We start from the raw sequence: 22259 nt of genomic DNA, 5'->3' as shown, positions 1-22259 counted from the left end.
TCCTTGAACTTATGCACCTTATTTCTCATTCTTCTCATGCGTAGCAAAAGCCGTCAAGCCGGTCCGATCAGCCAGATACTGCACCCCATCCGCGCACGCCTGATCGCCGCTGCGTTGCTCGCCGGTACGGGCTCCATGCTCACCTTGGTACCGCTGGCCGGCATCGCGCAGCTGGCGAAAATGGCCCTCGTTCCCGCGTCTGCGCTGACGCAAGGCATTGTCTGGCAGCTCATCATCGCCAGCGTCGCTTGCCTGTTTGCCGGCATGGCCCTGATCTCGCTGGGCGAACTGGCCGCCCACCTGGCCGACAATCGCCTCACCCATCTACTGCGCCTGCAGGCCATGCAGCGCCTGGGACAGGTGCCGCTGGGTTGGTTCACCAGCCGGGCCTCGGGCGAGGTCAAGCAGGCGATGCAGGACGACATCAATACCCTGCACAGCCTCACGGCCCACTTCTATACGACGACGGGGCGCGCCGTCGGCGCCATCGCCATCTCGGTGCTATACCTGTTCGCCATGGACTGGCGCCTGGCCCTCGTCGCCATTCTGCCGTTTCCCGGCTTCTTCCTGTTCTTCGGCCGCGCCTTGAAGGCCAGCGGGAGCAATATGGAACAATTCGTCGCCGGCATGGGGCGCATCAACAATGCCGTAGTGGAGTTCGTCAATGGCATTCCCGTGGTCAAGGCCTTTGGCGCCACGGGCCGCGCGCACGGCAGCTACCGCACCGCCGTCGATGCGTTTGCCGACGCTTTCGCCGCGTTTACGCGTCCGCTGGTGGGCTCCATGGCGAATGCGAATGCGCTGATCGCGCCCGTGGCGGTGCTGGGCGTGGTGGTGATCGCCGGCACCGCGTTTGTGGCCCTGGGCGCGATGGCGCCCGTCGATATCCTGCCGTTCGCCCTGGTGGCGCCCGGTATTTCCGCACCCATGCTTTTACTGCATTACCTGACGCATGACCTCAACAACGCCACCGGCGCCGCCCAGCGCGTGCAAGCCTTGCTTGATACGCCAGTGCTGGCGCAGCCGGCGCCGGAACAGCAGCAGTTGCCTAACGGCACCGAGATTCGGCTGGAGCGTGTGGGCTATGCCTACGATGGGAAAACCAAGGTGCTGTCGGACATCAGTTTCACTTTGCAAGCCGGCACGGTGACGGCCATCGTTGGCGCCTCCGGTTCCGGCAAGTCGACCCTGGCGCGGCTGCTGCTGCGTTTTTTTGATCCCACCGAAGGGCGCATCACTCTCGGTGGCGTCGACCTGCGGCACATCGCCATGCCCGAACTGTACCGGCGCATCGGCTTCGTGCTGCAGGAAGTGCGGCTGATCCACGCCAGCGTGCGCGAAAACATCGCGCTGGGTCGGCCATCGGCCAGTGCACACGAGATCGAAGAGGCGGCGCGCCTGGCGAACATCCATGAGCGCCTATTGGCCTTGCCACGCGGCTACGATTCCGTGATCGGCGAGGATGCGCAACTGTCCGGCGGCGAGTTGCAACGCGTCAGCATCGCCCGCGCCGTGCTGCTCGATCCATCCGTGCTGGTGCTCGATGAAGCGACGGCTGCGGCCGATGCGGAAAACGAAGTGGCGATCCAGGACGCGCTGTCGCGCTTTGCCCAAGGCCGCACCTTGCTGGTGATCGCGCACCGGCTCGACACCGTCATGCATGCCGACCACATAGTTGTTGTCGAGAACGGTGCCATCGTCGAGCAGGGTAGCCATGCCGGCTTGCTCGCAGACAAGGGCCGTTATGCGCAAATGTGGGCGCTGGGCGGCTATCAGGATATCCAGGAAGAGGCGGTGCGAGCATGCTGAAAACGTTGATTCAACTGCTGGGCGACGATGCGCCCGTGTTCCGCCGCTACTGTGCCATGGCGCTCGCGTATGGCGTGCTCAGTGGCTTGACGATCACGACGCTGGTGCTGGCCCTGGGGCGGCTGCTGGCCGGCGATACGGGCGGCGCGGCCCTGTGGCTGATCGTGCTGCTGGCCGGGCTGGTCGCTTGCTGGGCCTGGCGGCGTCAGGTGGAAAAAGCGGGCGTGCGCGTGGGCGTGACGCTGCTGCAAGGGGCGCGCCAGCGCCTGGGCGACCATGTGGCGCGCCTGCCCGTCGGCTGGTTCACGCCGGACAACACGGCGAAGCTGGGCCACGTCATTACACAGGGCATGATGAATGTGGCGCAACTGCCGGCCCATGTACTGACGCCCGTGATCTGCGGCGCCGTCACGCCCGTGGTGCTCGTGGCCGCGCTGTTTGCGCTGCACTGGCAGCTTGGCGTGCTGGCGCTGCTGGCGCTGCCCCTGCTGGCCGGCGCCTTGCGGCTGACGGCGCACTTGGGCCAGCGCGCCGACGACGCCTACCACCAGCATTTTGCGCAGACCAGCCAGCGCCTGGTGGAGTTTGCGCAAGCGCAAGCCGTCCTGCGCGCATTCGGTGGCGACGGCACGCGTTTTCTGCAGCAAGCCATCGCCCGGCAGCGCCACGCTGGTACACGCCTGATTTACCTGTCGGCGCTGTCGTCGGTGCTCAATGCCTGGACCGTGCAAGCCATCTTCGCCGCCTTGCTGGCCGCCGCCGCGCTGTGGTTCAACAGTCTGCAGGGCGGTGCAGCCGCTGTGGAAGAGGCCATCGCTGTCATCGTGGCACTGTTGCTGGTGGTGCGCCTGGTCGACCCGCTGCAGGAAGTGGCCAGCTATGGCGAAGTGCTGCGCGGCGCGCGCGGCCCGCTCGACGCAGCGCGCGATATTTTCGCCGCGCAGCCCCTGCCAGAAGCACCCGCGCCGCAAGCGCCGCGCAATGGTGCGGTCGAGCTGCGCGACCTGAGTTTCCGCTATGCACCGGACCAGCCCGATGTATTGACGGGCATCAATCTGCAGATCGTGCCCGGCAGCATGACGGCACTGATCGGCGCTTCCGGCTCCGGCAAGACAACCCTGATGCGCCTGATCGCGCGTTTCTTTGACGCCAGCCAAGGCGCTGTGCTGGTGGGCGGCGTGGATGTGCGTGATATGTCCAGCGAGCAATTGGCAGGCCAGATCAGCCAGATATTTCAGGATAGTTATCTGTTCCAGGGCAGCATCGGCGACAACATTCGCCTCGGCAAGCCGGACGCCAGCGAGGCCGAGGTGCTGGAAGCGGCGCGCCTGGCTGGCGTGGCCGAGATCATCGCCCGCTTGCCGCAGGGACAAGATACCTTGGTCGGCGAGGGTGGCGCGCGCCTGTCCGGCGGTGAACGCCAGCGCATCGCGATTGCCCGCGCGCTGCTCAAGGATGCGACTATCCTGCTGGTCGACGAAGCGACAGCTGCGCTCGATGCAGAAAACCAGGCCGCCATCGCCGAGGCGCTGGCGCGGCTGCGCGGCAAGCGCACGCTGATCGTCATCGCCCACCAGTTGTCGACGGTGGCCATGGCCGATCAGATTGTCGTGCTCGATGGCGGCACGGTCCGCGAGCAGGGCGCGCCAGCCACCTTGCGCACACAGGACGGCCTGTATGCCCGTTTCCTGGCCCAGCGCCAAGCGGCCAAGGGCTGGCGCATCGCCGCGCGCGCGCGCCAGCCTGGATCGGAGTCCGGCATTTGACACGCGCACGTCTGTTTTTTGTCTTCCTGCTGCTGTGCTGGGCATCCTTGCTGGTCGGCGCCAGGCAAATGGAGTGGGCGCAGCTGCTGTCGCTATCGTCGTCTTCCGGCGCGCTGTCCGGCGATACCTGGCTGACCTTGACGGCCAGTCGGCTGCCCCGTTTGGCGGCGCTGGTACTGACGGGAGTGGGCCTGTCCGTGTGTGGCGTCATCCTGCAGCACATTGTGCGCAACAAGTTTGTCGAACCTGCCACTTCGGGCGGGCTCGACGCGGCCAAGCTGGGCATCCTCGTTGCGCTGACCGTGGCGCCTGCGGCGGGCACGGCCGGCAAGATGGCCTTCGCTCTGGCCTTTTGCCTTGTCGCCAGCGTACTGTATGTGGCCCTGATCCGCCGCATCCGCTTCAAGAATACGATGCTGGTCCCCGTGATCGGTCTCGTGTATGGCGGCGTGCTTAGTGCCGTGGCCGAGTTTTATGCCTACCGTAACAATATGTTGCAAAGCATGCAGGGCTGGCTGCTCGGCGATTTTTCGCGCATCGTGCAGGGCAACTATGAAATCATTTATCTGATCTTGCCCATCGTTGTCCTTACGTATTTGTACGCGCAACGCTTTACCGTGCTGGGCATGGGAGAAGGCATGGCCACCAGCCTGGGCTTGAATTATGCGGGCATGGTGGCGCTGGGCCTGATGCTGGTGGCCGTCACCGTGGCTGCCACGGTGATCACGGTGGGGGCCATCCCGTTCGTCGGGCTGGCCATTCCGAACCTGGTGGCCTTGCGCCATGGCGACAACCTGGGCCGTACCTTGCCCATCGTGGCCCTGTGCGGCGCCTCGCTGCTGCTGGCCTGCGACATCGCCGGGCGCTTGCTGATCTACCCGTTCGAGGTGCCGATCGGCCTGACGGCGGGCGGCGTGGGCGGGGTGCTGTTCCTCATATTGATCATCCGGGGGCGGCGATGAAGCGCATCTTCAAGCAGCGCACGCTCTGGCTGCTCGTCGTTGCGCTGGCGCTGGTTTTCCTTTGCGCGGGCGCAAACTTCGATGTCGATTACATCCTCCCCAAGCGCCTGGCGCGGCTGGCCGCCATCGTCATCGGCGGCGTCTGCGTGGCCGTGTCTTCGATTGTTTTCCAGACTATTGCTGGCAACCGCATTCTGACGCCGGCCGTCATGGGCTACGAAGCCGTGTACCTGCTGCTGCAGTCGCTGCTGATCCTTGCGATGGGCATGCACAGCGTGGTGCTGCTGGGACACAACGGCAACTTCGTGCTGTCGATGGCGCTGATGCTGGCCTACTCCTGGGCCATCCATTATTGGCTGTTTCGTGATGGCAAGAACAACGTGTATTTCCTGTTGCTGCTGGGATTCGTGCTGACGCTGGTGATCGGCACGTTCACCCAGTTCATCCAGCTGCGCATCAGTCCCGGCGAATTTGCCATCCTGCAAGGATTCAGCCAGGCATCGTTCAACAAGGCGCAGCCCGCACAATTACTGTACGCAGCCCTGCTGGTGGGCGCCGCCTGCGTGGCCGTGCTGAAAACTTTGCCGGCGCTCGACGTGCTGGTGCTGGGCCGCGAGCAAGCCATCTCGCTGGGTATCGATTACCGGCGCATGGTGCAGTTGCAGCTGGCGCTGATCGCCGTGCTGGTAGCCGTGTCGACCAGCTTGCTGGGACCGACGGCCTTCATGGGTATCTTTGTGGCGAATACGACTTATGCCCTGGCCGGCACGGCGCGCCACCGTGCCATCCTGCCGCTGGGCTGCGTCATCGCCATTGCCATCTTCCTCGTCGCCCAGCTGCTGGTCGAACATGTTTTCAACTACCGGACTACCGTTGGCATCCTCGTCAACCTGGTGTGTGGCGCGTATTTCCTCGCGCTCATGGTCCGCACCCGAGGCACCGCATGATCCACGTCAAACAGATTGAAAAAAGCTACGACGCCAGGCGCGTGCTGAACGACGTCAGCGCGCAGTTTCCCAAGGGGAAAGTGACGTCCTTGATCGGCCCGAATGGCGCCGGCAAGACCACCTTGCTGATGCTGATCGCGCGCCTGTTGGAGCCTGGCGGAGGACAAATCCTGATCGGTGGCCGCGATATCGGGGCAATCAAGATCCAGGACTATGCGCGACTAGTGGCCACCCTGCGCCAGTCGCCTGATTTCAAGCTGCGCCTGACGGTGGAAGAACTGGTCGCCTTCGGCCGCTTCCCCTACAGCCGCGGCACGCTGACGCCGCAGGACCGGCTGGCCATCGATGACGCCATCGCCTTTTTGTCGCTGCAACCTTTGCGCCTGGCCTACGTCGATGAGCTGAGCGGCGGCCAGCGCCAGATGGCCTTTCTGGCCATGACGATTGCCCAGCAGACGGACATTTTGCTGCTCGACGAGCCGCTCAACAACCTGGACATGAAACACGCCGTGCAGATCATGCGCGCCTTGCGCCGTCTGTGCGACGAGCAGGGCCGCACCGTGATTTTGGTGATCCACGACATCAACTTCGCCGCCAATTACTCGGACCACATCGTGGCCATGCAGGGCGGCGCCGTGCGCTTCAGTGGGCCCGCGCACGAGGTCGTCACCGAGGCACGCTTGCGCGCCCTGTACGACATCGATTTTCACATCGTGCGCAACGAGCACGGCTGCGTCTGCAATTACTTTACCCCCACAGGAGCTTGAGATGATCTGGAACAAATCGCGCTGCGCGCTGGCCGTGCTGCTCACCACCATGACCGCCTTGCAAGGCTGCACCGACAAGGCGGCCACGGCGCCGAAGGCAGTTGCCGCTGCAGCTACACAGCAGACATTTTCTCCCATCACCATCGTGCATAAATTGGGCACGACGGTGCTCAAACATCGTCCGTAGAGCGTGGCCGTGCTCGACATGAACGAAGTCGATTTCCTCGACCAGCTGGGCGTGCCCGTGGCCGGCATGGTGAAGGATTACGTACCGCATTTCCTCACCCGTTACAAGGATGACCAGGCCATCCGCGACCTGGGCGCCATCGTGCAACCGAACCTCGAGCATATCCACGCACTCAAGCCCGACCTGATACTGATGACGTCGATTCAGGCCAACCACTACAAGGAACTGAGCCAGATCGCGCCCACCTTGCATTTCGACGTGGATTACCAGAACAGCGAAAGCAAGCACATCGAGGTGGTCAAGCAACATTTGCTGACACTGGGGCATATCTTCGGCAAGGAAGACCTTGCTCGCCAGAAAGCCGCTGAGCTCGACGCGAAGGTGGCGGACGCGCGCAAGGTGACGCAGGACCGTCCCGAGAGAGCGCTGATCGTGCTGCACAACAACGGCGCCTTCAGCGCGTTCGGCGTGCAGTCACGCTACGGTTTTGTTTTTGATGCGCTGGGTGTGAAACCGGCCAGCTCGGCCATCGAAGCGGGCTTGCATGGGCAACCCATTTCCAGCGAATTCATTCAGCAAGCCAATCCTGACATCATCTATGTGGTGGACCGCACGGCTGTGATGGAGCACCGTCCCGTCATGACGGCAGAGCAGATGGCCAATCCGCTGCTGCGCCAAACCAATGCCTGGAAGAACGGCCGCGTGGTCTTCGTCGATGCGGACGCCTGGTACATCACGGCGGCCAGCGTGACGTCACTCAAGTTGGTGATCAACGACGTGCTGAAGGGGTATCAGTAATCAATAATTTTCGTAATGATTCGTATTTGCATTGGGGGTTTTGCCTTTTCGTTCGGGAAATAGGGTGAGAACAAGCAATCATCCATCTGAAAGGATTTACTCTATGACACAACGCATGCCAACGCGCCACCTTCCCAGCTTGAACCTGAGCCGCATCGCCACCGCCGTGCAACTGGCGCTCATCACGGGCGTGGGCGTGGGGGCGCTGGGCGTGGCGGCCCCGTCAGCCTTTGCACAAGCGGCGCAAGCAGCGCAAGCCCGGCAAGCGTTCAGCGTGCCGGCCGGTGCACTGGGCTTGGCACTCAACACTTTCGCGGCGGCGGCGGGGATCGAATTGACGGTCGAGGCTAGCCTGCTGCAGGGCAAGAATAGCGCGGGCTTGTCCGGCAGCTATAGCGTGCCAGAAGGCTTTTATGAATTGCTGCGCGGACACGGCTTGCAGGCCGTGCGCGAAGGCAATGGCAGTTACACGCTGCGCCGCGAACCGGCGCATAGCGCTGCCGCCGAGGCCGCCGCGACCATGCCTGCCGTGACGGTGTGGGGCAAGGGCCACAGCGTGACGGATGCTTATGCAGGCGGCCAAGTGGCGTCCGGCGGCCGTGTGGGATTCCTGGGCGACAAGGACTTCATGGAAACCCCGTTCAACACCATCAGCTATACGGATAAATTCATCGAAGACCGGCAGGCGCGCGATATCACCGATGTGATTTCCGCCACCGACCCTACCGTCTTCAGCAGCGGCATGACGGGTATCATCGGCGAGAATTATTCGATACGGGGCTTCAGTTCGAATATCGGTGACGTCGCGTTTGGCGGGCTGTACGGCATCTCGCCCTATTACCGCACCTCGCCCGAAATGTTCGAACGCATCGACCTGCAGAAGGGACCGTCGGCCTTGCTCAACGGCATGCCGCCGGGCGGTTCGGTAGGCGGCAGCATCAATCTGGTGCCCAAGCGCGCGGGCGATGCGCCACTGGCGCGCGTGACGGCATCATATATGTCGGACTCGCAATGGGGCGGCCACGTGGACCTGGGCCGGCGTTTTGGCGAGCATAAACAATTCGGTATCCGCGTCAACGGCGTCTACCGCGATGGTGAAGGCGCCATCGAGCAGCAGAAAAAGAAGACCCGGCTCGCGTCCGTGGGCCTGGACTGGCGTGGCGTAGGCGCGCGCCTGTCCGCCGACCTGTACAGCAGCGAAGACCGCGCCGATGGCTTGAACCGGGGCGTCAACCTGGCCGCCGGCTTGCCAGTGCCGCGTCCGCCGAAAGCGGAAACCCTGCTCAATCCCAGCTGGGCGTTCTACGACACCAAGGACAAGGGCGCCATGCTGCGCGGCGAGCTGGACCTGAATGAGCAAGTGATGGCCTACGCGGCCGTGGGCGCCAGCCGGGCCGACTACCAGTCGACGGGTGCTTACCTGATCCAGGTATTCAACACGGCTGGCGACTACCGCACCAATCTTGCCGACCTGGGTTTTGACGTGGAAAAGCAGTCGGCCGAAGTGGGCTTGCGGGGCAAGCTGCGCACGGGCGATATCGGCCATCAATGGGCCGTGAACGCCACCCATTATCAGCATACGGACAAGCAGTACGGCCGCAGGAATACCCTGGCGAAAGACTGGATCACGAATATCTATCACCCCGTCTGGGGACCGGCGACGCGCTTCGAGGCGCCGCAAATTTCCAAGGCGGAACTGCGCCTGGCCAGTGTCGGCCTGGTCGACACGCTTTCCTTTGCGCAAGACAAGGTGCAGCTGACGGTGGGCTTGCGCCACCAGCAGGTGCTCAGCGATAACTTCAACATTAAGACGGGCGCGCACACCTCGCGTTATGACGAAGGCGCCACCACGCCGGCCGTCGCCTTGCTGGTCAAGGCCAGCAAGACGATTTCCCTGTACGGCAACTACATCGAAGGCTTGAGCCAGGGCGCCACGGCGCCATTGACGGCGGCCAACTCGGGCGAGGTTTTTGCACCGTACAAGTCGAAGCAGGCGGAGCTTGGCTTCAAGGTCTACCTGGGCGAGTTCGCGCATACGCTCAGCGTGTATGAAATCAAGCGGCCCAGCAGTTATGTCGATCCCGTCAGCAATATTTTTTCCTTCGGCGGCGAACAGCGCAACCGCGGCATTGACTGGGGTTTCTTCGGTTCGCCCCTGCGCGACGTGCGCCTGATGGGCGGCGTGGCGTATGTCGATCCCGTCTTGAGCAAGACGGTGGGTGGCGCCAACCAGGGCAAGCAGGCTGCGGGCGTGCCCAAGCTGCAAGCCAAGCTGGGCGTCGAATGGGATACGCCCGCCATCCCCGGCGTGACCCTGACGGCGAATGCGACGGCGGCATCGAAGCAATACATCAATGCCGACAACTCGATGTCCGTGCCGGGCCGTACCGTGTTTGACCTGGGCGCCCGCTATGCGACGAAGGCGGTTGGCCGGCCCCTGACCGTGCGCGCCAGTATGACGAACGTCGGCAACAAGGCGTACTGGGCGCTACCGCAATGGACCAGCCTGGGCCTGGGCGCGCCGCGGACGCTCATGCTGTCGGCCACGACGGAGTTTTAAGCTGGCTAACCGTCCGGGCCGCGTGCCAGACTATCCGAGCGTTGCCACGTCCACATCAGGCTGATGCCGGCCGAGGTGCCGCTGTTCTGGCGCAGCAGGGGGCTGGCGCGGTTGGCGACGCTTGCGTAGTTGTCGTAGCGCAAAAAGGCCAAGGCGCGCCAGTCCCGCTGCAGCCGGTAGGAACCGCCCAGGCCCAGGCGCGTGAGCATCAGCCCGCTTTTTGCCGCATACGCCGGGCGCTGAGCGGTGGCAAACGCGGGGCTGACGCCATACAAGTAATCATTGATGGCGGCATTGCCCAGTACGGCGCCGACGCTGGCGTCCAGGTGCCATGCCTGCTGATCACCTTGCAGCGCGTACACGAGGCGCGGCTCGAACGTGGCGCCCTGGCGGCGCAGGCCGCCGCGCGCTTCGATGACGGCGCGCAAGGGCAGTTCCAGACCAAGGCGGCTGTTGCGGGTCGGCTCGGCCAGCTTGATTTTCAGGCGCGGGCCAAATTCCACCAGGGTGCCCAGGTCCGGCATGCCGCGCCTGGCCGGCACGTCGCTGGACCTGGCCGGCAAGGACAGGGCGAAACCCAGGTCGAACTCCACCCGCTCCGTGTCGAGCAGGCGGGCGCCCACGCCGGAGCGGTCGGCGCGCAAGACTTTCCCGCGATAAATCAAATAGGGCAGGGCCAGGCTGCGCGTCGTGCGCTCGCTGGCGCCGGGATAGGCGGGGGTGACGGCTGTGCCGCCAAACACGCCCGCTTCCCATAATGGCAGCGGTGCTTCGACGGCGCGCGCCGGTGCCACGGCGGCAAAGAGGGCGCAGGCGGCAAGCAAGGTAGGTGCGGTGTTCATCGAGGAACTCCGCATGGCTTGCCCACCGGCAGCGATTCCCGGTCGGCAAAGGCGCCCAGCGCCCGTGATTGATGAAAGCCCAGCTCATTGCGCACGGCCAGGGCTTGCGTCGCCTTGCCCTGGCGTTCATATTGCTCGATCAGCGCCTTGTAGCTGAGGGCGCTCGAGTATTCGCTCTTCTTTGCAAGCGCGATGGCCTGGCGGAAATGAAACTCGGCCGCATCGTAGCGGCAGGCCCCGCTGGCGGCGCGTCCCGCCTGGTGATGCAGGTGCGCCTGCCAAGCGAAGTCGCCCCGGCCCAGTGCGACATTGTCGACGGCCGCCTGATAGCTGCGCATGGCTTGCGCCCAGTCGCCCTGGCTGGCCGCCTCGCGTGCGAACTGCTCCTGCTGCGCCGCCATGCGCAGTTCCACCTGCGTGGCGCAGGCGCCCAGCGTCATCAAGATCAGCGGCAGGACGAGGCAAGAACGGAAGGGGAGCAGTGTGGACATGGCGCCACTGTAGCGCATGGGAAGGTGCGCACGTTTGCGCGATACGCATGAATTCGGGATTTGCCCCGGCATGGATGACATATAATTTGCACACGACTTTGTTATTTTTGACAGTACACCTCACGGGAGCACCATGTTTTCACGCAAATTCCATTCTTGTGCACAGCTGATGCTGGCTACCTTGCTGATGGGCTTTATCGCCGCCTCCCCGGCGCGCGCGCAGCAAGCGGTCGTCAAATTGCCGAACGTGGTGATTCTGGCCACGGGCGGCACCATCGCCGGCAGCGGCGCCGACAGCACCACCACCGTCGGTTACACCTCGGCCACCGTGGGCGTCGAGCGCCTGATCGCGGCCGTGCCGGAACTGAAAAAAGTGGCGAATGTCAAAGGCGAGCAAGTGTTCCAGATCGCCAGCGAAAGCATGGGCAATAGCCACTGGCTGGCCCTGGCCAAACGCATCAACGTGCTGCTGGCCTCGCCAGACGTGGATGGCGTGGTCGTCACGCACGGCACCGACACCATCGAGGAAACGGCGTATTTCCTGAACCTGACCGTGAAAAGCCATAAACCCGTGGTGGTGGTGGGCGCCATGCGTCCGTCGACCGCCATCTCGGCTGACGGCCCCATCAACCTGTACAACGCCGTGATGCTGGCCGGCAGCAAGGAAGCCGTGGGCAAGGGCGTGCTGGTGGCATTGAACGACCAGATCAACGCCGCGCGCGAAGTCACCAAAACGAATACCTCGACGACCGACACCTTCAAGTCGCCGGAGCTGGGCATGCTCGGCTACATCCAGGGCAGCAAGGCCTTTTTCTACCGCCAGTCGACGCGCAAGCACACCTTGGAATCGGAATTTGACATCAGCAAGCTCGATGCTCTGCCGCAAGTGGACATCGTTTATGGCTACGCCAATATGAACCGGGTCGGCATGGACGCCTTCATTGCCGCCGGCGCCAAGGGCATCATCCACGCCGGCGTGGGCGATGGCAGCGTGGCCGCGCAAATGAAGCCGGCTCTGGTGGAAGCGCGCCAGAAGGGCGTACTGATCGTGCGTGCCAGCCGCGTCGGCCAGGGCATCGTGGCGCGCAATGGCGAAGCCAACGACGATGAACTCGACAGTGTTGTCGCCGACACCCTGAACCCGCAAAAAGCCCGTATCCTGCTGATGTTGGCCTTGACCAAGACCAACAGTACGCAAGAAATCCAGCGCATTTTCTACACGTATTGATCCTTGTTGCGCCAGGCCAGCCTCATTGGTTGAGCCTGGCTGATTTACGCTTGTCCGCTTTGCTGCCATACTGCGCTTCTGAATAACTTCCTGGCAGAAGCAGCAATACTGTTCCTTGTCCCCTGGCCATGGCTATCCTGTCCGACATCATCCTGTATCCGATCAAATCGTGCGCCGGCATCCACTTGCAGGAGGCCGTGCTCACGCATTCCGGGCTGATGAGCGAGCACGTGTTCGACCGCGAATGGATGGTGGTGGACGCGCAAGGCCGCTTCCTGACCCAGCGCGAACATCCACGCATGGCGCTGATCGTGCCGTCCATCAAGGCCACCACGCTGGAATTGCGCGCGCCGGGCATGCTGCGCCTGGAAATCGAGCTGGGCTTGCCGCATCCGCAGCGCGCGCCCATGCTGGAAGTGCAAGTGTGGGACGATACCGTGCGCGCCTACGATTGCGACGCGGTCACGGCGACCTGGTTTTCCAACGCCATCGGCGTGCCGTGCCGCCTGGTGCGCTTTCATCCGGACGTGGTGCGCGCCACCAGCACTACCTGGACGGACGGCGTGGCCGCCTCGACCATGTTTGCCGATGGCTACCCGGTGCTGATCGCCGGCAGTGCCTCGCTCGCCGATGTCAATGACAAGCTGCGCGCCGCTGGTCGCGAGGCGCTGCCGATGAACCGTTTTCGCCCCAATCTGGTGATCGGCGACATCGGCGCCTTCGAGGAAGACTACGCCGACTTCCTGCAATTGGGCGCCACCAAATTAAAGCCCGTCAAGCCATGCTCGCGCTGCCCGATTCCTTCGGTGGACCAGGCCACGGGCGTGCCCGGACCGGATCCGCTCGACGTCATGCATGGTTATCGTGCCAAGCCCGAGCTCGACGGCGCCATCTGCTTCGGCATGAACGCCATCGTCACCGAAGGCGGCGATGAGCGTATCGTGGTAGGGCAGGACATCGGTTTCGAACTGGCATTTTAAGCATGGCGCCCGCACACAAGGGTTTAAGGTTTCTATGAATCAAGCAATACCGCCGGACCCGCGCATTGCCAGCCTCGAAGCCGAAAACCAGGCCTTGCGCGCGCGCATGGCTTTCCTGCTGGAACAGGTCGAGCGCAACCATGACATCATGTGCCGCCATCAGGCGTTTGACCTGGAAATCGTCAGCGCGTCCACCTTTCCCGAATTGATCGGCACCATCTTTCGCACCTTGCCCGTGATTTCCGATCTCGACGGCGTCACTTTGAGCCTGCTCGACGAGGATGACGATATCGTGCTGGTGATGGAAAAGCTGGGCGTCGATTTCAGCACCTTTCCGCAGTTGCTGTTCGTGCATGCCGTGGCGGAACTGGGTTTTGCTGCACCAAAGCCCGCAGCCGAGGGGGAAGCGGCCTTGCCACCGTTGCCGCTGCTGGGACAGTTCGACGCGTCCATGCATGGCCCGCGCTTTCCACAGATCAACGCGCCCTTGCGCAGCGTGGCGCTGGTGCCCTTGCTGCGCAACAAGCGCCTGATTGGCAGCCTGAACCTGGCCAGCGGCGACGTGACGCGCTTTACGCCGGCGCTGGGCACGGATTTCATCAAGCACATGGCTTCCATCATCGCCATTTGCCTGGAAAACGTGATCAGCAATGAAATGCTGAAATACATAGGCTTGACCGACTCCTTGACGGGCGTCTATAACCGGCGCTATATCGACCGCCGGCTGCTGGAAGAAATCGCCCGCGCGCGGCGCCAGAGTTATTGCATTTCTTGCATGTATATCGATATCGACCATTTTAAGCGGGTCAATGACACGCATGGGCACCAGGGCGGCGATGAAGTGCTGCGCGAAGTGGCCCAACGCATACGCACGGAATTGCGCCGCTCCGATGCGCTGGGCCGCTTCGGCGGCGAGGAATTCGTCGTCCTGCTGATCGACGCCGACCTCGACAGCGCGACCTTTGTTGCTGAACGCATTCGCGCCAGCATCGCCGGCACCATGTTTGACTTGCCGGGCGTCGCGCAAGTGTGGGTCAGCGTATCGATCGGCGTGGCCAGCCTTGAGGCGGACGCGGCGCTGCAACCGATCGAAACGGTGGCGCAGCAACTGGTGGCGCATGCCGACCAGGCCCTGTACCAGGCCAAGGCGGGCGGACGCAACAAGGTCGTCAGCTGGCAGACGCAGCTCGGCTAATTATTTTAGTAGTAAAGTTTCGGCCTTGGCCACGGCGTCGGCCGTGCCGCGCAGCACCACCACGTCGCCGCCGGCCAGTTGCGTCTCGGGTGTGACATCGAGGCGGCTGCGGCCGCGACGGATGGCCGTCACAAACGCACCGCAGCCGGCTATGTCGATCGTGCTTAAAGGCAAGCCCACGCACTGCGCGCCCTCGTTGACGGTGACCGTATGCAGGCGTTCCAGCTCGGCATCGTCGCCCGCGTCGCTGGAACCGTGGAAATAGCCGCGCAAGGACGCGTAGCGCTCCTCGCGCGCCGCCTGTACCCGGTGCACCACGCGGCGCAGGGGCACGCCCATCGTGATCAGCGCGTGCGAAGCGAGCATCAGGCTGCCTTCCATCAATTCCGGCACCACTTCGGCCGCGCCCGCGCTTTTCAGCTGGTCGAGGTCGGTATCGTCGTAGCTGCGCACGATGACGGGCAAGGTCGGTGCCATCTCTTTGAGCAAATGCAATAACTTCAGTGCCGAGGGTGTGTCGGCGTAGGTAATCACCACGGCGCTGGCCCGGTAGATGCCGGCCGCCACCAGGCTTTCGCGCCGGCCCGCGTCGCCATACGAGACGTGGGCGCCGGCCAGCTGCGCTTCCTGCACCCGTTCCGGGTCCAGGTCCAACGCGTGGTATTCGATCTTTTCTTCCGCCAGCAGGGTGGCCAGGCTTTGCCCGCTGCGCCCGAAGCCGGCGATCAGCACGTGTTTCTGTGACGCCATGGTGCGCGTGGCGATCTTCGTCAGGGCCAGCGATTGCATCATCCAGTCGTTGGCGGCCAGTTTCATGACGATGGCGTCGGACTTGGCGATGAGGAAGGGCGCCACCAGCATCGACAGCACCATCGAGGCCAGCACCACCTGCACGACGAACGGGTCCATCAGCTTGATGCCGCCCGCCAGGTTCAGCAGCACGAAGCCGAACTCGCCCGCCTGCGCCAGCCCCAGTCCCGTGCGCAGGGCCACGCCGTTGCTGGAGCCGAACAGCCTGGCCAGCCCCGCGATCAGGGCGAATTTCAGCAGCACGGGGCCGCACAGCAGCAGCAAGACCAGCCACCAGTTGTCGAGTACCACGCGAATATTAAGCAGCATGCCGACGGTGATGAAGAACAGGCCCAGCAGCACGTCGCGGAAGGGTTTGATATCCTCTTCCACCTGGTGCTTGAATTCCGTCTCGGAAATGAGCATGCCGGCAACAAACGCTCCCAGGGCCAGTGACAGCCCGGCCCGTTCGGTGATCCAGGCCGCGCCCAGGGTGATCAGCAGCAGGTTGAGCATGAACAATTCTTGCGAGCGGCGCTTGGCGACGATGGTCAGCCAGCCGCGCACCAGCTTCTGGCCGATGAACAGCAGCAAGATGAGTACGACCAGGGCCTTGCCGCCCGCCCAGGCCAGGGTTTCGGCCAGGTTGTCCGAATCGCGCGTGAGGGCGGGAATAAGGATCAGCAGGGGCACCACGGCCAAGTCCTGGAATAGCAGGATGCCGATGATCTTGCGGCCGTGTTCGCTTTCCAGTTCCAGCCGTTCCGTGAGCATTTTCGAGACGATGGCCGTCGACGACATGGCCAGCGCGCCACCCAGGGCGAAGGCGGCTTGCCAGCTCAAGTGGATGTAGGCGGACAGGTAGCGCCCGACGAACCAGCCGAAGATGACGGTGGCGACGATGGTGGTGACCACCTGCGCCAGCCCTAAGCCAAAGACGATGCGCCGCATGGCGAGGAACTTGGGCAGAGAAAATTCCAGCCCGATGGAAAACATCAGGAAGACGACGCCGAACTCGGCCAGGGTGTGGCTGGCCTCGTTTTCCGCTGCCAGGCCCAGCGCGTGGGGTCCGATGACGATGCCGACGGCCAGGTAGCCCAGCATGGGCGGCAAATGCAACATTCTGAAAGCGACCACGCCCAGCACGGCGCTGCCGAGTAACATCAGGGTCAGTTCAAGCGAGGAAAACATGGGTTGCCCGGTGCGGTCAATGGAAATCGTTGTTTGTTGTGACTGGCAAGTTTTTTGCTTTCCTAATTCGTTTATACTTTGGGCATGAGTGTAACCCATGAAAAAACAATGCTGAAAGCTTTTGATCGAATTGACATGCAAGCGACGACCGAGCGCGCCGTCGCGCTGGCCCGCACCACCTTGCAGATCGAGTCCGACGCCATCGTTGCGCTGCGCGCGCGCCTGGCCACCGACGACAGCGTGGGCCGCGCCGTGGCGATGTTGCTGCAATGCAAGGGACGTGTTGTCGTCTCCGGCATGGGCAAGTCCGGCCATATCGCGCGCAAGATTGCCGCCACCCTCGCTTCTACCGGCACGCCGGCCCTGTTCGTGCATCCGGCCGAAGCGGCCCATGGCGACTTGGGCATGGTCACCTCGGACGATGCTTTTATTGCCATATCGTACTCGGGCGAATCGTCGGAACTGATGGCCATCATGCCCGTCGTCAAGCGCATGGGTGGCGTGCTCATTTCCATGACGGGTAAACCGAACTCCAGCCTGGCCCAGCTGGCCGACGTGCACCTGGATATTTCTGTTGAGAAAGAAGCCTGTCCGCTGAACCTGGCGCCGACGGCCAGCACCACCGTGACCCTGGCCCTGGGCGATGCCATCGCCGTGGCCTTGCTCGACTTGCGCGGCTTCAAGGAAGAAGATTTCGCCCGCTCGCACCCGGGCGGCTCCCTGGGTCGCCGCCTGCTCACGCACGTGTATGACGTCATGCGCAGCGGCGAACGGGTACCGAAGGTAGCCGTGGACGCTTCCTTGCTGCAGGCGCTGGAAGAAATGACCAAGAAGGGCATGGGCATGACGGCCGTCGTCGATGCGGATGACCGCCCCCTGGGGGTGTTTACCGATGGCGACTTGCGCCGCATGTTCGAGCGCGTGCAGGATTTCACGCAAGTGGCGATCCGCGACGTCATGCATGCGCAGCCGCGCAGCATTGCGCCCGAGCGCCTGGCCGTCGACGCCGTGGCCGTGATGGAGCAGTTCCGCATCAACCAGATGCTGGTCGTCGATGCCGGCGGCAAGCTGGTGGGCGCCCTGCATATCCATGATCTGACGCAAGCGAAGGTGATCTGATGGACAGCGTAGCGGACAACCTGGCGCGCGCGGCCAAGGTCAGACTGATGATCTTTGACGTCGATGGCGTGCTCACCGACGGCAGCCTGCATTTCGGCCCCGATGGCGAGATGATGAAAACGTTTAATGTGTATGATGGCCTGGGCATCAAGCTGCTGCAGGAATCGGGCGTGCAGACGGCCATCATCAGTGCGCGTCGCTCGGCCATCACGGCGCGCCGCGCGCAAGACCTGGGCATTACCCATGTACACCAGGGCGGTCACGACAAGCTGACGCCGTTTCGCGAACTGCTGGCGCTGACGGGCTTGACGGAAGAGCAATGCGGCTATATCGGCGACGATGTCATCGATGCGCCCATCCTGCGCCGCGTGGGCTTTGCCGTCAGCGTGCCGGGCGGGCGTCCGGAAGCGTTGGGCCTGGCGCACCATGTGACGCAGGCCGGCGGCGGCCGCGGCGCGGTGCGCGAGATCTGTGAATTCCTGCTGCGCGCCCAGGATAATTATGCGCGCGTCATGGCGCCGTTCCTGGAGTGAGGCGCATTGCCTCCCCGCCAGTGATATTTGAAAGAGTGAGTCCCTATGCGTAAGCCAGGAGGCGCCCATCGCTGGCGCATGATTTTTACCGTGCTGGGGGCAGTCGTCTTTGCGCTGGGCAGTTTTTGGCTGCTGGAAGTGATGAACAAGAATGCCCAGGACATCACGGCCAGCAAGCATCAGGATGAACCCGACTATTTCATCACCAATTTCAGCCTGGTACGCATGGACTTGACGGGCAAGCCCAGTTATATCGTGTCGGGCATCAAGCTCACGCATTATCCGCTGGACGATTCATCCGATATCGACCAGCCTTTCGTGCGCAAGCTCACGCCAGGCATGCCGCCGATGAACATGAATGCGGAACTGGCGCATATCGACCAGGACAATACCCGGCTGCAACTGCACCGCAATGTCGTGATCGACCGGGTGGCCAGTCCGAAGGCGCAGAACCTGACAGTCAAGACGCAAGCGCTGACGGTGTTCCCGGACGAGGAAAGAATGGAAACGGACGTGCCTGTCGATATCCTGACGGGCGCCTCGCGCATCAATGGCGTCGGCATGAAGGCCAATAACGCCACCGGCGCGGTGGAAGTGCAGAATGCGCTGCGCATGGTCCTCCCGCCGAAACCGCGCCCGGCCGCGGCGGCAAAATGACAGAATGAAACAAGGAAACCATACTATGAAGAACATCTTGCTGTTGACCGTATTTTCTCTGGCCATGATGGGCGTGGCACATGCCGAGAAGGCCGATTCCGAGAAGGAAGCCGTCATCACGGCACGTAGCGGTCACGTCGATGACGTCAAACAGGTGCGTACGCTGACGGGCGACGTGGTGCTGGTGAAAGGGACTCTGACCATGAAGGCGGGCCGGGCCCTGATCACGGAAGACCCGCAAGGCTACCAGTTCATTACCTTCTGGGCCGATCCCGGCAAGCTGGCCACCTTCCGCCAGAAGCGCGATGGCGCGGGCGAGCTGTGGGTGGAAGGCGAGGCGGAGCGCGTGGAATACAACAACAAGACGGAAGTGGTGAAACTGTTTTCCAAGGCCAAGCTGACACGCCTGGAAGGCACGAAAGTCACCGACGTGGCGAATGGCGCCTTCATCTCGTATGACAGCCGCAAGGAAGAGTTTGCGATGGAAAATTCCAACAGCGGCACCAGCACCCCGGATGGTGGCAGTGTGCGCATGGTGATCCAGCCGAAGCCCAAGGCACCGGCGGCGGAGAAAGCGCCGGCCACGCCCGCGCCAGGAAATAAATAATGGACAATACTCGTTGCGGCAGCACCCTGATCGTTCGCGGGCTGCAAAAAACCTATGGCAAGCGGCAAGTCGTGCATGATGTCTCGCTGCAAGTCGAATGCGGCGAAGTGGTGGGTTTGCTGGGCCCGAACGGCGCCGGCAAGACCACCTCGTTCTACATGATCGTCGGCCTGGTGCCGTCGGACGGCGGCAGCATCGATATCAGCGGCGTGGACATTTCCCGCCTGCCCATCCACCGCCGCGCGCAGATGGGCCTGTCGTATCTGCCGCAGGAAGCGTCCGTGTTTCGCAAGCTGACGGTGGAAGACAATATCCGCGCCGTGCTGGAAATTCAGACCGTCGAAGGCCGTCCCCTGAAGAAGGCTGAGATCGAGGAGCGCCTGAATAAATTGCTGGCCGACTTGCAGATTGAAAAGTTGCGCGAGAACCAGGCGCTGTCCCTGTCGGGCGGCGAGCGGCGCCGCGTGGAAATCGCCCGCGCGCTGGCCACCGATCCGCGTTTCGTGCTGCTCGACGAGCCGTTCGCCGGTGTCGACCCCATCGCCGTGATCGAGATCCAGCGTATCGTGCGCTTCTTGAAGGAGCGCAATATCGGCGTCCTGATTACCGATCATAATGTGCGCGAGACGCTGGGTATCTGCGACCGTGCCTACATCATCAACCAGGGCTCGGTGCTGGCGTCGGGACGCCCCGACGACATCATCGCGAACGAGTCGGTACGCCGGGTCTATCTGGGCGAACACTTCCGCATGTGAGCCAATGAAACAATCATTGCAGCTGCGCACTTCGCAGCACCTGGCACTGACGCCGCAGTTGCAGCAATCGATACGCCTGTTGCAATTGTCTACCCTGGAATTGCACCAGGAGCTAGAGCAATTGCTGACGGATAATCCCTTGCTCGAACGCCTCGACGATCCGCTCGATCGTTCGCTGCGCCTGCTGTCCGATGGCGCCTTGAGTTCCACGGCCGCGCCGGCCGAAGCACCGCCCCAGCCGCCAGGCCAGGAGGCGCCCGCAGCGCCGGCCGAGGCGGAAACCTTTGATGGCGAGGCTGGCGACAGCCCGGCCGCAGCGGATGGCGGCGACAGCGATTGGAGCGAGGCGAGCCGGGGCAAGGCGCCCGACGACGAAGATTCCCGTCCGCAACTCGAAGCCCATCACTGTACGCTGCGCGAACACTTGATGGAGCAGATGCGCGTGACGGTACTCGAATTGCGCGACCGCGCGCTGGTCGAGCTGATCATCGACGCGCTCGACGACAATGGCTACCTGGAAGAGACGCTCGACGACATTCTGGCGCGCCTGCCGCAAGAGCTGGAAATCGACGCCGACGAGATGCGCACCGCCTTGTCTCTGCTGCAAAGTTTCGATCCGCCCGGCGTGGGCGCGCGCAATGCGTCCGAATGCCTGGCGCTGCAAATCAAGCGTTTGCCGCATATCGCCATGGTGACGCGGCGCATGGCCCTCGCTATCGTGGAAAAGCACCTGACCTGGTTTGCCCAGCGCGATTTCAACAAGCTGAAAAAAGCCCTCGATTGCGACGAGGAAGACTTGCGCGAAGCGCAGACCGTGATTCGCCAGTGCAATCCGCATCCGGGCGCCGTCTTCGCCTCGGACGTGTCCGATTACGTGGTGCCCGACGTCGTCGTCAAGCGCGCGCGCAATGGCTGGCAAGTCACACTGAACAACGACGTCATGCCGCGCCTGCGCGTGAACGCCATGTACGCCAACTTGCTCAAGCAGGGCAAGGGCGAGGGCGCCATGGGCGCACAGTTGCAGGAAGCCAAGTGGCTGATCAAGAATATGCGCCAGCGTTTCGACACCATCCTGCGCGTGGCGCAGGCGGTAGTAGAAAGACAAAAGAACTTTTTCTCGCATGGGGCCGTTGCCATGCGCCCCCTTGTGCTCCGTGAAATAGCTGATACACTGGGTTTACACGAGAGTACGATCTCGCGGGTAACAACTCAAAAGTACATGCTGACCCCGCACGGCATGTTCGAGTTGAAATATTTCTTTGGTAGCCACGTCGCCACCGAAGCGGGGGGCGAAGCGTCATCGACGGCGATACGGGCATTGATCGTGCAACTGACAGGAGCAGAAGACCCTAAAAATCCTTTATCCGACAGTAAGATTGCGGACATGCTGGGGGAACAAGGCATGGTGATTGCGCGACGTACTGTTGCCAAATACCGGGAAGCGTTGAAAATTCCGCCAGTGAGCCTGCGTAAGTGTTTGTAAGTTTTTTTCGGTTCCTCTGCGGGCCGGAGTCGATGGACCGCACGAACCCGATCATCTTTAGGAGTGTGTATGAATCTCACCATCAGCGGACATCATCTCGAAGTCACACCAGCCATCCGTGAATACGTACAAACGAAGCTGGAGCGCGTGAAACGTCATTTCGATCAAGTCATCGATATTGCCGTGATTCTGACCGTGGATAACCTCAAAGAGAAAGAAAAACGTCAAAAGGCTGAAGTCAACCTGCGTCTGAGTGGCAAGACCGTCTATGTGGAAAGCCTGGCGCAAGACCTGTATGCCGCGATTGATGCCTTGATCGACAAGCTGGACAGGCAAGTGATGAAGTACAAAACCAAAGTGCAAGGGCACGGTAAAGAGGCGATCAAGCATCTGCCAGACAACTCGGACGAAGACTTCGCCGCCGCCTAAGAAGAGGGTGTAAATAATTTTGTGTAAACGGTCATTTGGCAGGACACTGCCGCCACCAAGGAGAAACAATGACCGTTGTAAAGCGTAACAAGCGGGCCAAGCCCGACCCGGAACTGCTCAAACTGGCCGACAGCTTGCTGGCCAACTACCAGAAGCCCGAGGAT

General features: G+C 62.6%; 19 protein-coding genes and 1 pseudogene. 17 read left to right on the top strand and 3 right to left on the bottom strand.

Annotation, left to right across the window (positions count from 1 at the left end; translation table 11 throughout):
* Nucleotides 1–36 precede the first annotated feature (36 nt).
* The 7 genes and pseudogenes from CSZ94_RS08515 (at nt 37) to CSZ94_RS08485 (ending at nt 9796) form a co-directional block, all read left to right on the top strand.
* Complete coding sequence (locus CSZ94_RS08515; protein WP_102121115.1) at nt 37–1809, top strand: ABC transporter ATP-binding protein; 1773 nt, start codon at nt 37–39, stop codon at nt 1807–1809.
* A complete protein-coding gene (locus CSZ94_RS08510; protein WP_102121114.1) occupies nt 1803–3575 on the top strand; it encodes an ABC transporter ATP-binding protein in 1773 nt (590 codons plus the stop codon). Before CSZ94_RS08515 ends, CSZ94_RS08510 begins: the two co-directional genes overlap by 7 nt.
* Nucleotides 3572–4537 carry an ABC transporter permease gene (locus CSZ94_RS08505; protein WP_102121113.1) on the top strand — a complete coding sequence of 322 codons (966 nt, stop codon included), beginning with the start codon at nt 3572–3574 and terminating at the stop codon, nt 4535–4537. Before CSZ94_RS08510 ends, CSZ94_RS08505 begins: the two co-directional genes overlap by 4 nt.
* A complete protein-coding gene (locus CSZ94_RS08500; protein WP_102121112.1) occupies nt 4534–5484 on the top strand; it encodes an iron chelate uptake ABC transporter family permease subunit in 951 nt (316 codons plus the stop codon). Before CSZ94_RS08505 ends, CSZ94_RS08500 begins: the two co-directional genes overlap by 4 nt.
* Nucleotides 5481–6251: an iron ABC transporter ATP-binding protein gene (locus CSZ94_RS08495; protein ID WP_102121111.1), complete on the top strand. Its 771-nt coding sequence runs from the start codon at nt 5481–5483 to the stop codon at nt 6249–6251. The genes CSZ94_RS08500 and CSZ94_RS08495 overlap by 4 nt, the downstream gene beginning before the upstream one ends.
* 1 nt (nt 6252) lies before the next feature.
* Nucleotides 6253–7236, top strand: a pseudogene (locus tag CSZ94_RS08490) (siderophore ABC transporter substrate-binding protein).
* A gap of 103 nt (nt 7237–7339) precedes the next feature.
* Entirely contained in the window at nt 7340–9796 is a 2457-nt protein-coding gene (locus CSZ94_RS08485) for a TonB-dependent receptor (RefSeq protein ID WP_102121110.1), read from the top strand.
* A 5-nt stretch (nt 9797–9801) separates the two neighbouring features.
* Here the strand turns inward: CSZ94_RS08485 and CSZ94_RS08480 are convergent, their stop codons facing one another.
* The gene (locus CSZ94_RS08480; RefSeq protein WP_102121109.1) at nt 9802–10638 is read right to left on the bottom strand and encodes a MipA/OmpV family protein; all 837 of its coding nucleotides are present in this window, start codon (nt 10636–10638) and stop codon (nt 9802–9804) included.
* Nucleotides 10635–11129 (bottom strand): hypothetical protein, encoded by a 495-nt coding sequence (locus CSZ94_RS08475; RefSeq protein WP_146009773.1) that lies wholly within the window; start codon nt 11127–11129, stop codon nt 10635–10637. Before CSZ94_RS08475 ends, CSZ94_RS08480 begins: the two co-directional genes overlap by 4 nt.
* Nucleotides 11130–11262: 133 nt before the next feature.
* Between CSZ94_RS08475 and CSZ94_RS08470 the strand changes: the two genes are divergently transcribed.
* The 3 genes from CSZ94_RS08470 to CSZ94_RS08460 all read left to right on the top strand — a co-directional run bounded on the left by CSZ94_RS08470 (nt 11263) and on the right by CSZ94_RS08460 (nt 14532).
* Entirely contained in the window at nt 11263–12357 is a 1095-nt protein-coding gene (locus CSZ94_RS08470) for a type II asparaginase (protein ID WP_102121107.1), read from the top strand.
* A gap of 128 nt (nt 12358–12485) precedes the next feature.
* The gene (locus tag CSZ94_RS08465; protein WP_102121106.1) at nt 12486–13337 is read left to right on the top strand and encodes an MOSC domain-containing protein; all 852 of its coding nucleotides are present in this window, start codon (nt 12486–12488) and stop codon (nt 13335–13337) included.
* 34 nt (nt 13338–13371) lie between these two features.
* Nucleotides 13372–14532 (top strand): GGDEF domain-containing protein, encoded by a 1161-nt coding sequence (locus CSZ94_RS08460; protein WP_102121105.1) that lies wholly within the window; start codon nt 13372–13374, stop codon nt 14530–14532.
* Here the strand turns inward: CSZ94_RS08460 and CSZ94_RS08455 are convergent, their stop codons facing one another.
* A complete protein-coding gene (locus CSZ94_RS08455) occupies nt 14533–16512 on the bottom strand; it encodes a monovalent cation:proton antiporter family protein (RefSeq protein ID WP_102121104.1) in 1980 nt (659 codons plus the stop codon). It abuts the gene before it with no gap.
* Nucleotides 16513–16596: 84 nt separating this feature from the next.
* Between CSZ94_RS08455 and CSZ94_RS08450 the strand changes: the two genes are divergently transcribed.
* The 7 genes from CSZ94_RS08450 to hpf all read left to right on the top strand — a co-directional run bounded on the left by CSZ94_RS08450 (nt 16597) and on the right by hpf (nt 22095).
* Nucleotides 16597–17631 carry a KpsF/GutQ family sugar-phosphate isomerase gene (locus CSZ94_RS08450; RefSeq protein WP_374703569.1) on the top strand — a complete coding sequence of 345 codons (1035 nt, stop codon included), beginning with the start codon at nt 16597–16599 and terminating at the stop codon, nt 17629–17631.
* Nucleotides 17631–18164, top strand: coding sequence for a KdsC family phosphatase (locus CSZ94_RS08445; protein WP_102121102.1), 534 nt, complete (start codon nt 17631–17633; stop codon nt 18162–18164). The genes CSZ94_RS08450 and CSZ94_RS08445 overlap by 1 nt, the downstream gene beginning before the upstream one ends.
* A gap of 45 nt (nt 18165–18209) precedes the next feature.
* Nucleotides 18210–18821, top strand: a complete 612-nt coding sequence (gene lptC, locus CSZ94_RS08440; RefSeq protein WP_258000846.1) for an LPS export ABC transporter periplasmic protein LptC — start codon at nt 18210–18212, stop codon at nt 18819–18821.
* Between the two features lie 25 nt (nt 18822–18846).
* A complete protein-coding gene (gene lptA, locus CSZ94_RS08435) occupies nt 18847–19428 on the top strand; it encodes a lipopolysaccharide transport periplasmic protein LptA (RefSeq protein WP_102121100.1) in 582 nt (193 codons plus the stop codon).
* Nucleotides 19428–20183, top strand: coding sequence for an LPS export ABC transporter ATP-binding protein (gene lptB / locus CSZ94_RS08430; protein WP_102121099.1), 756 nt, complete (start codon nt 19428–19430; stop codon nt 20181–20183). The genes lptA and lptB overlap by 1 nt, the downstream gene beginning before the upstream one ends.
* A 4-nt stretch (nt 20184–20187) precedes the next feature.
* Nucleotides 20188–21666, top strand: coding sequence for an RNA polymerase factor sigma-54 (locus tag CSZ94_RS08425; RefSeq protein WP_102121098.1), 1479 nt, complete (start codon nt 20188–20190; stop codon nt 21664–21666).
* A 69-nt stretch (nt 21667–21735) separates the two neighbouring features.
* Nucleotides 21736–22095 carry a ribosome hibernation-promoting factor, HPF/YfiA family gene (gene hpf, locus CSZ94_RS08420; RefSeq protein ID WP_102121097.1) on the top strand — a complete coding sequence of 120 codons (360 nt, stop codon included), beginning with the start codon at nt 21736–21738 and terminating at the stop codon, nt 22093–22095.
* The last annotated feature ends 164 nt before the right edge of the window (nt 22096–22259 follow it).

It is taken from the genome of Janthinobacterium sp. ROICE36, from assembly GCF_002869965.1.
In the GTDB taxonomy this organism is placed as follows: domain Bacteria; phylum Pseudomonadota; class Gammaproteobacteria; order Burkholderiales; family Burkholderiaceae_D; genus Janthinobacterium.
Note: the sequence above shows the minus strand (reverse complement) of the source record. Positions and strands in the feature narration are given on the sequence as shown.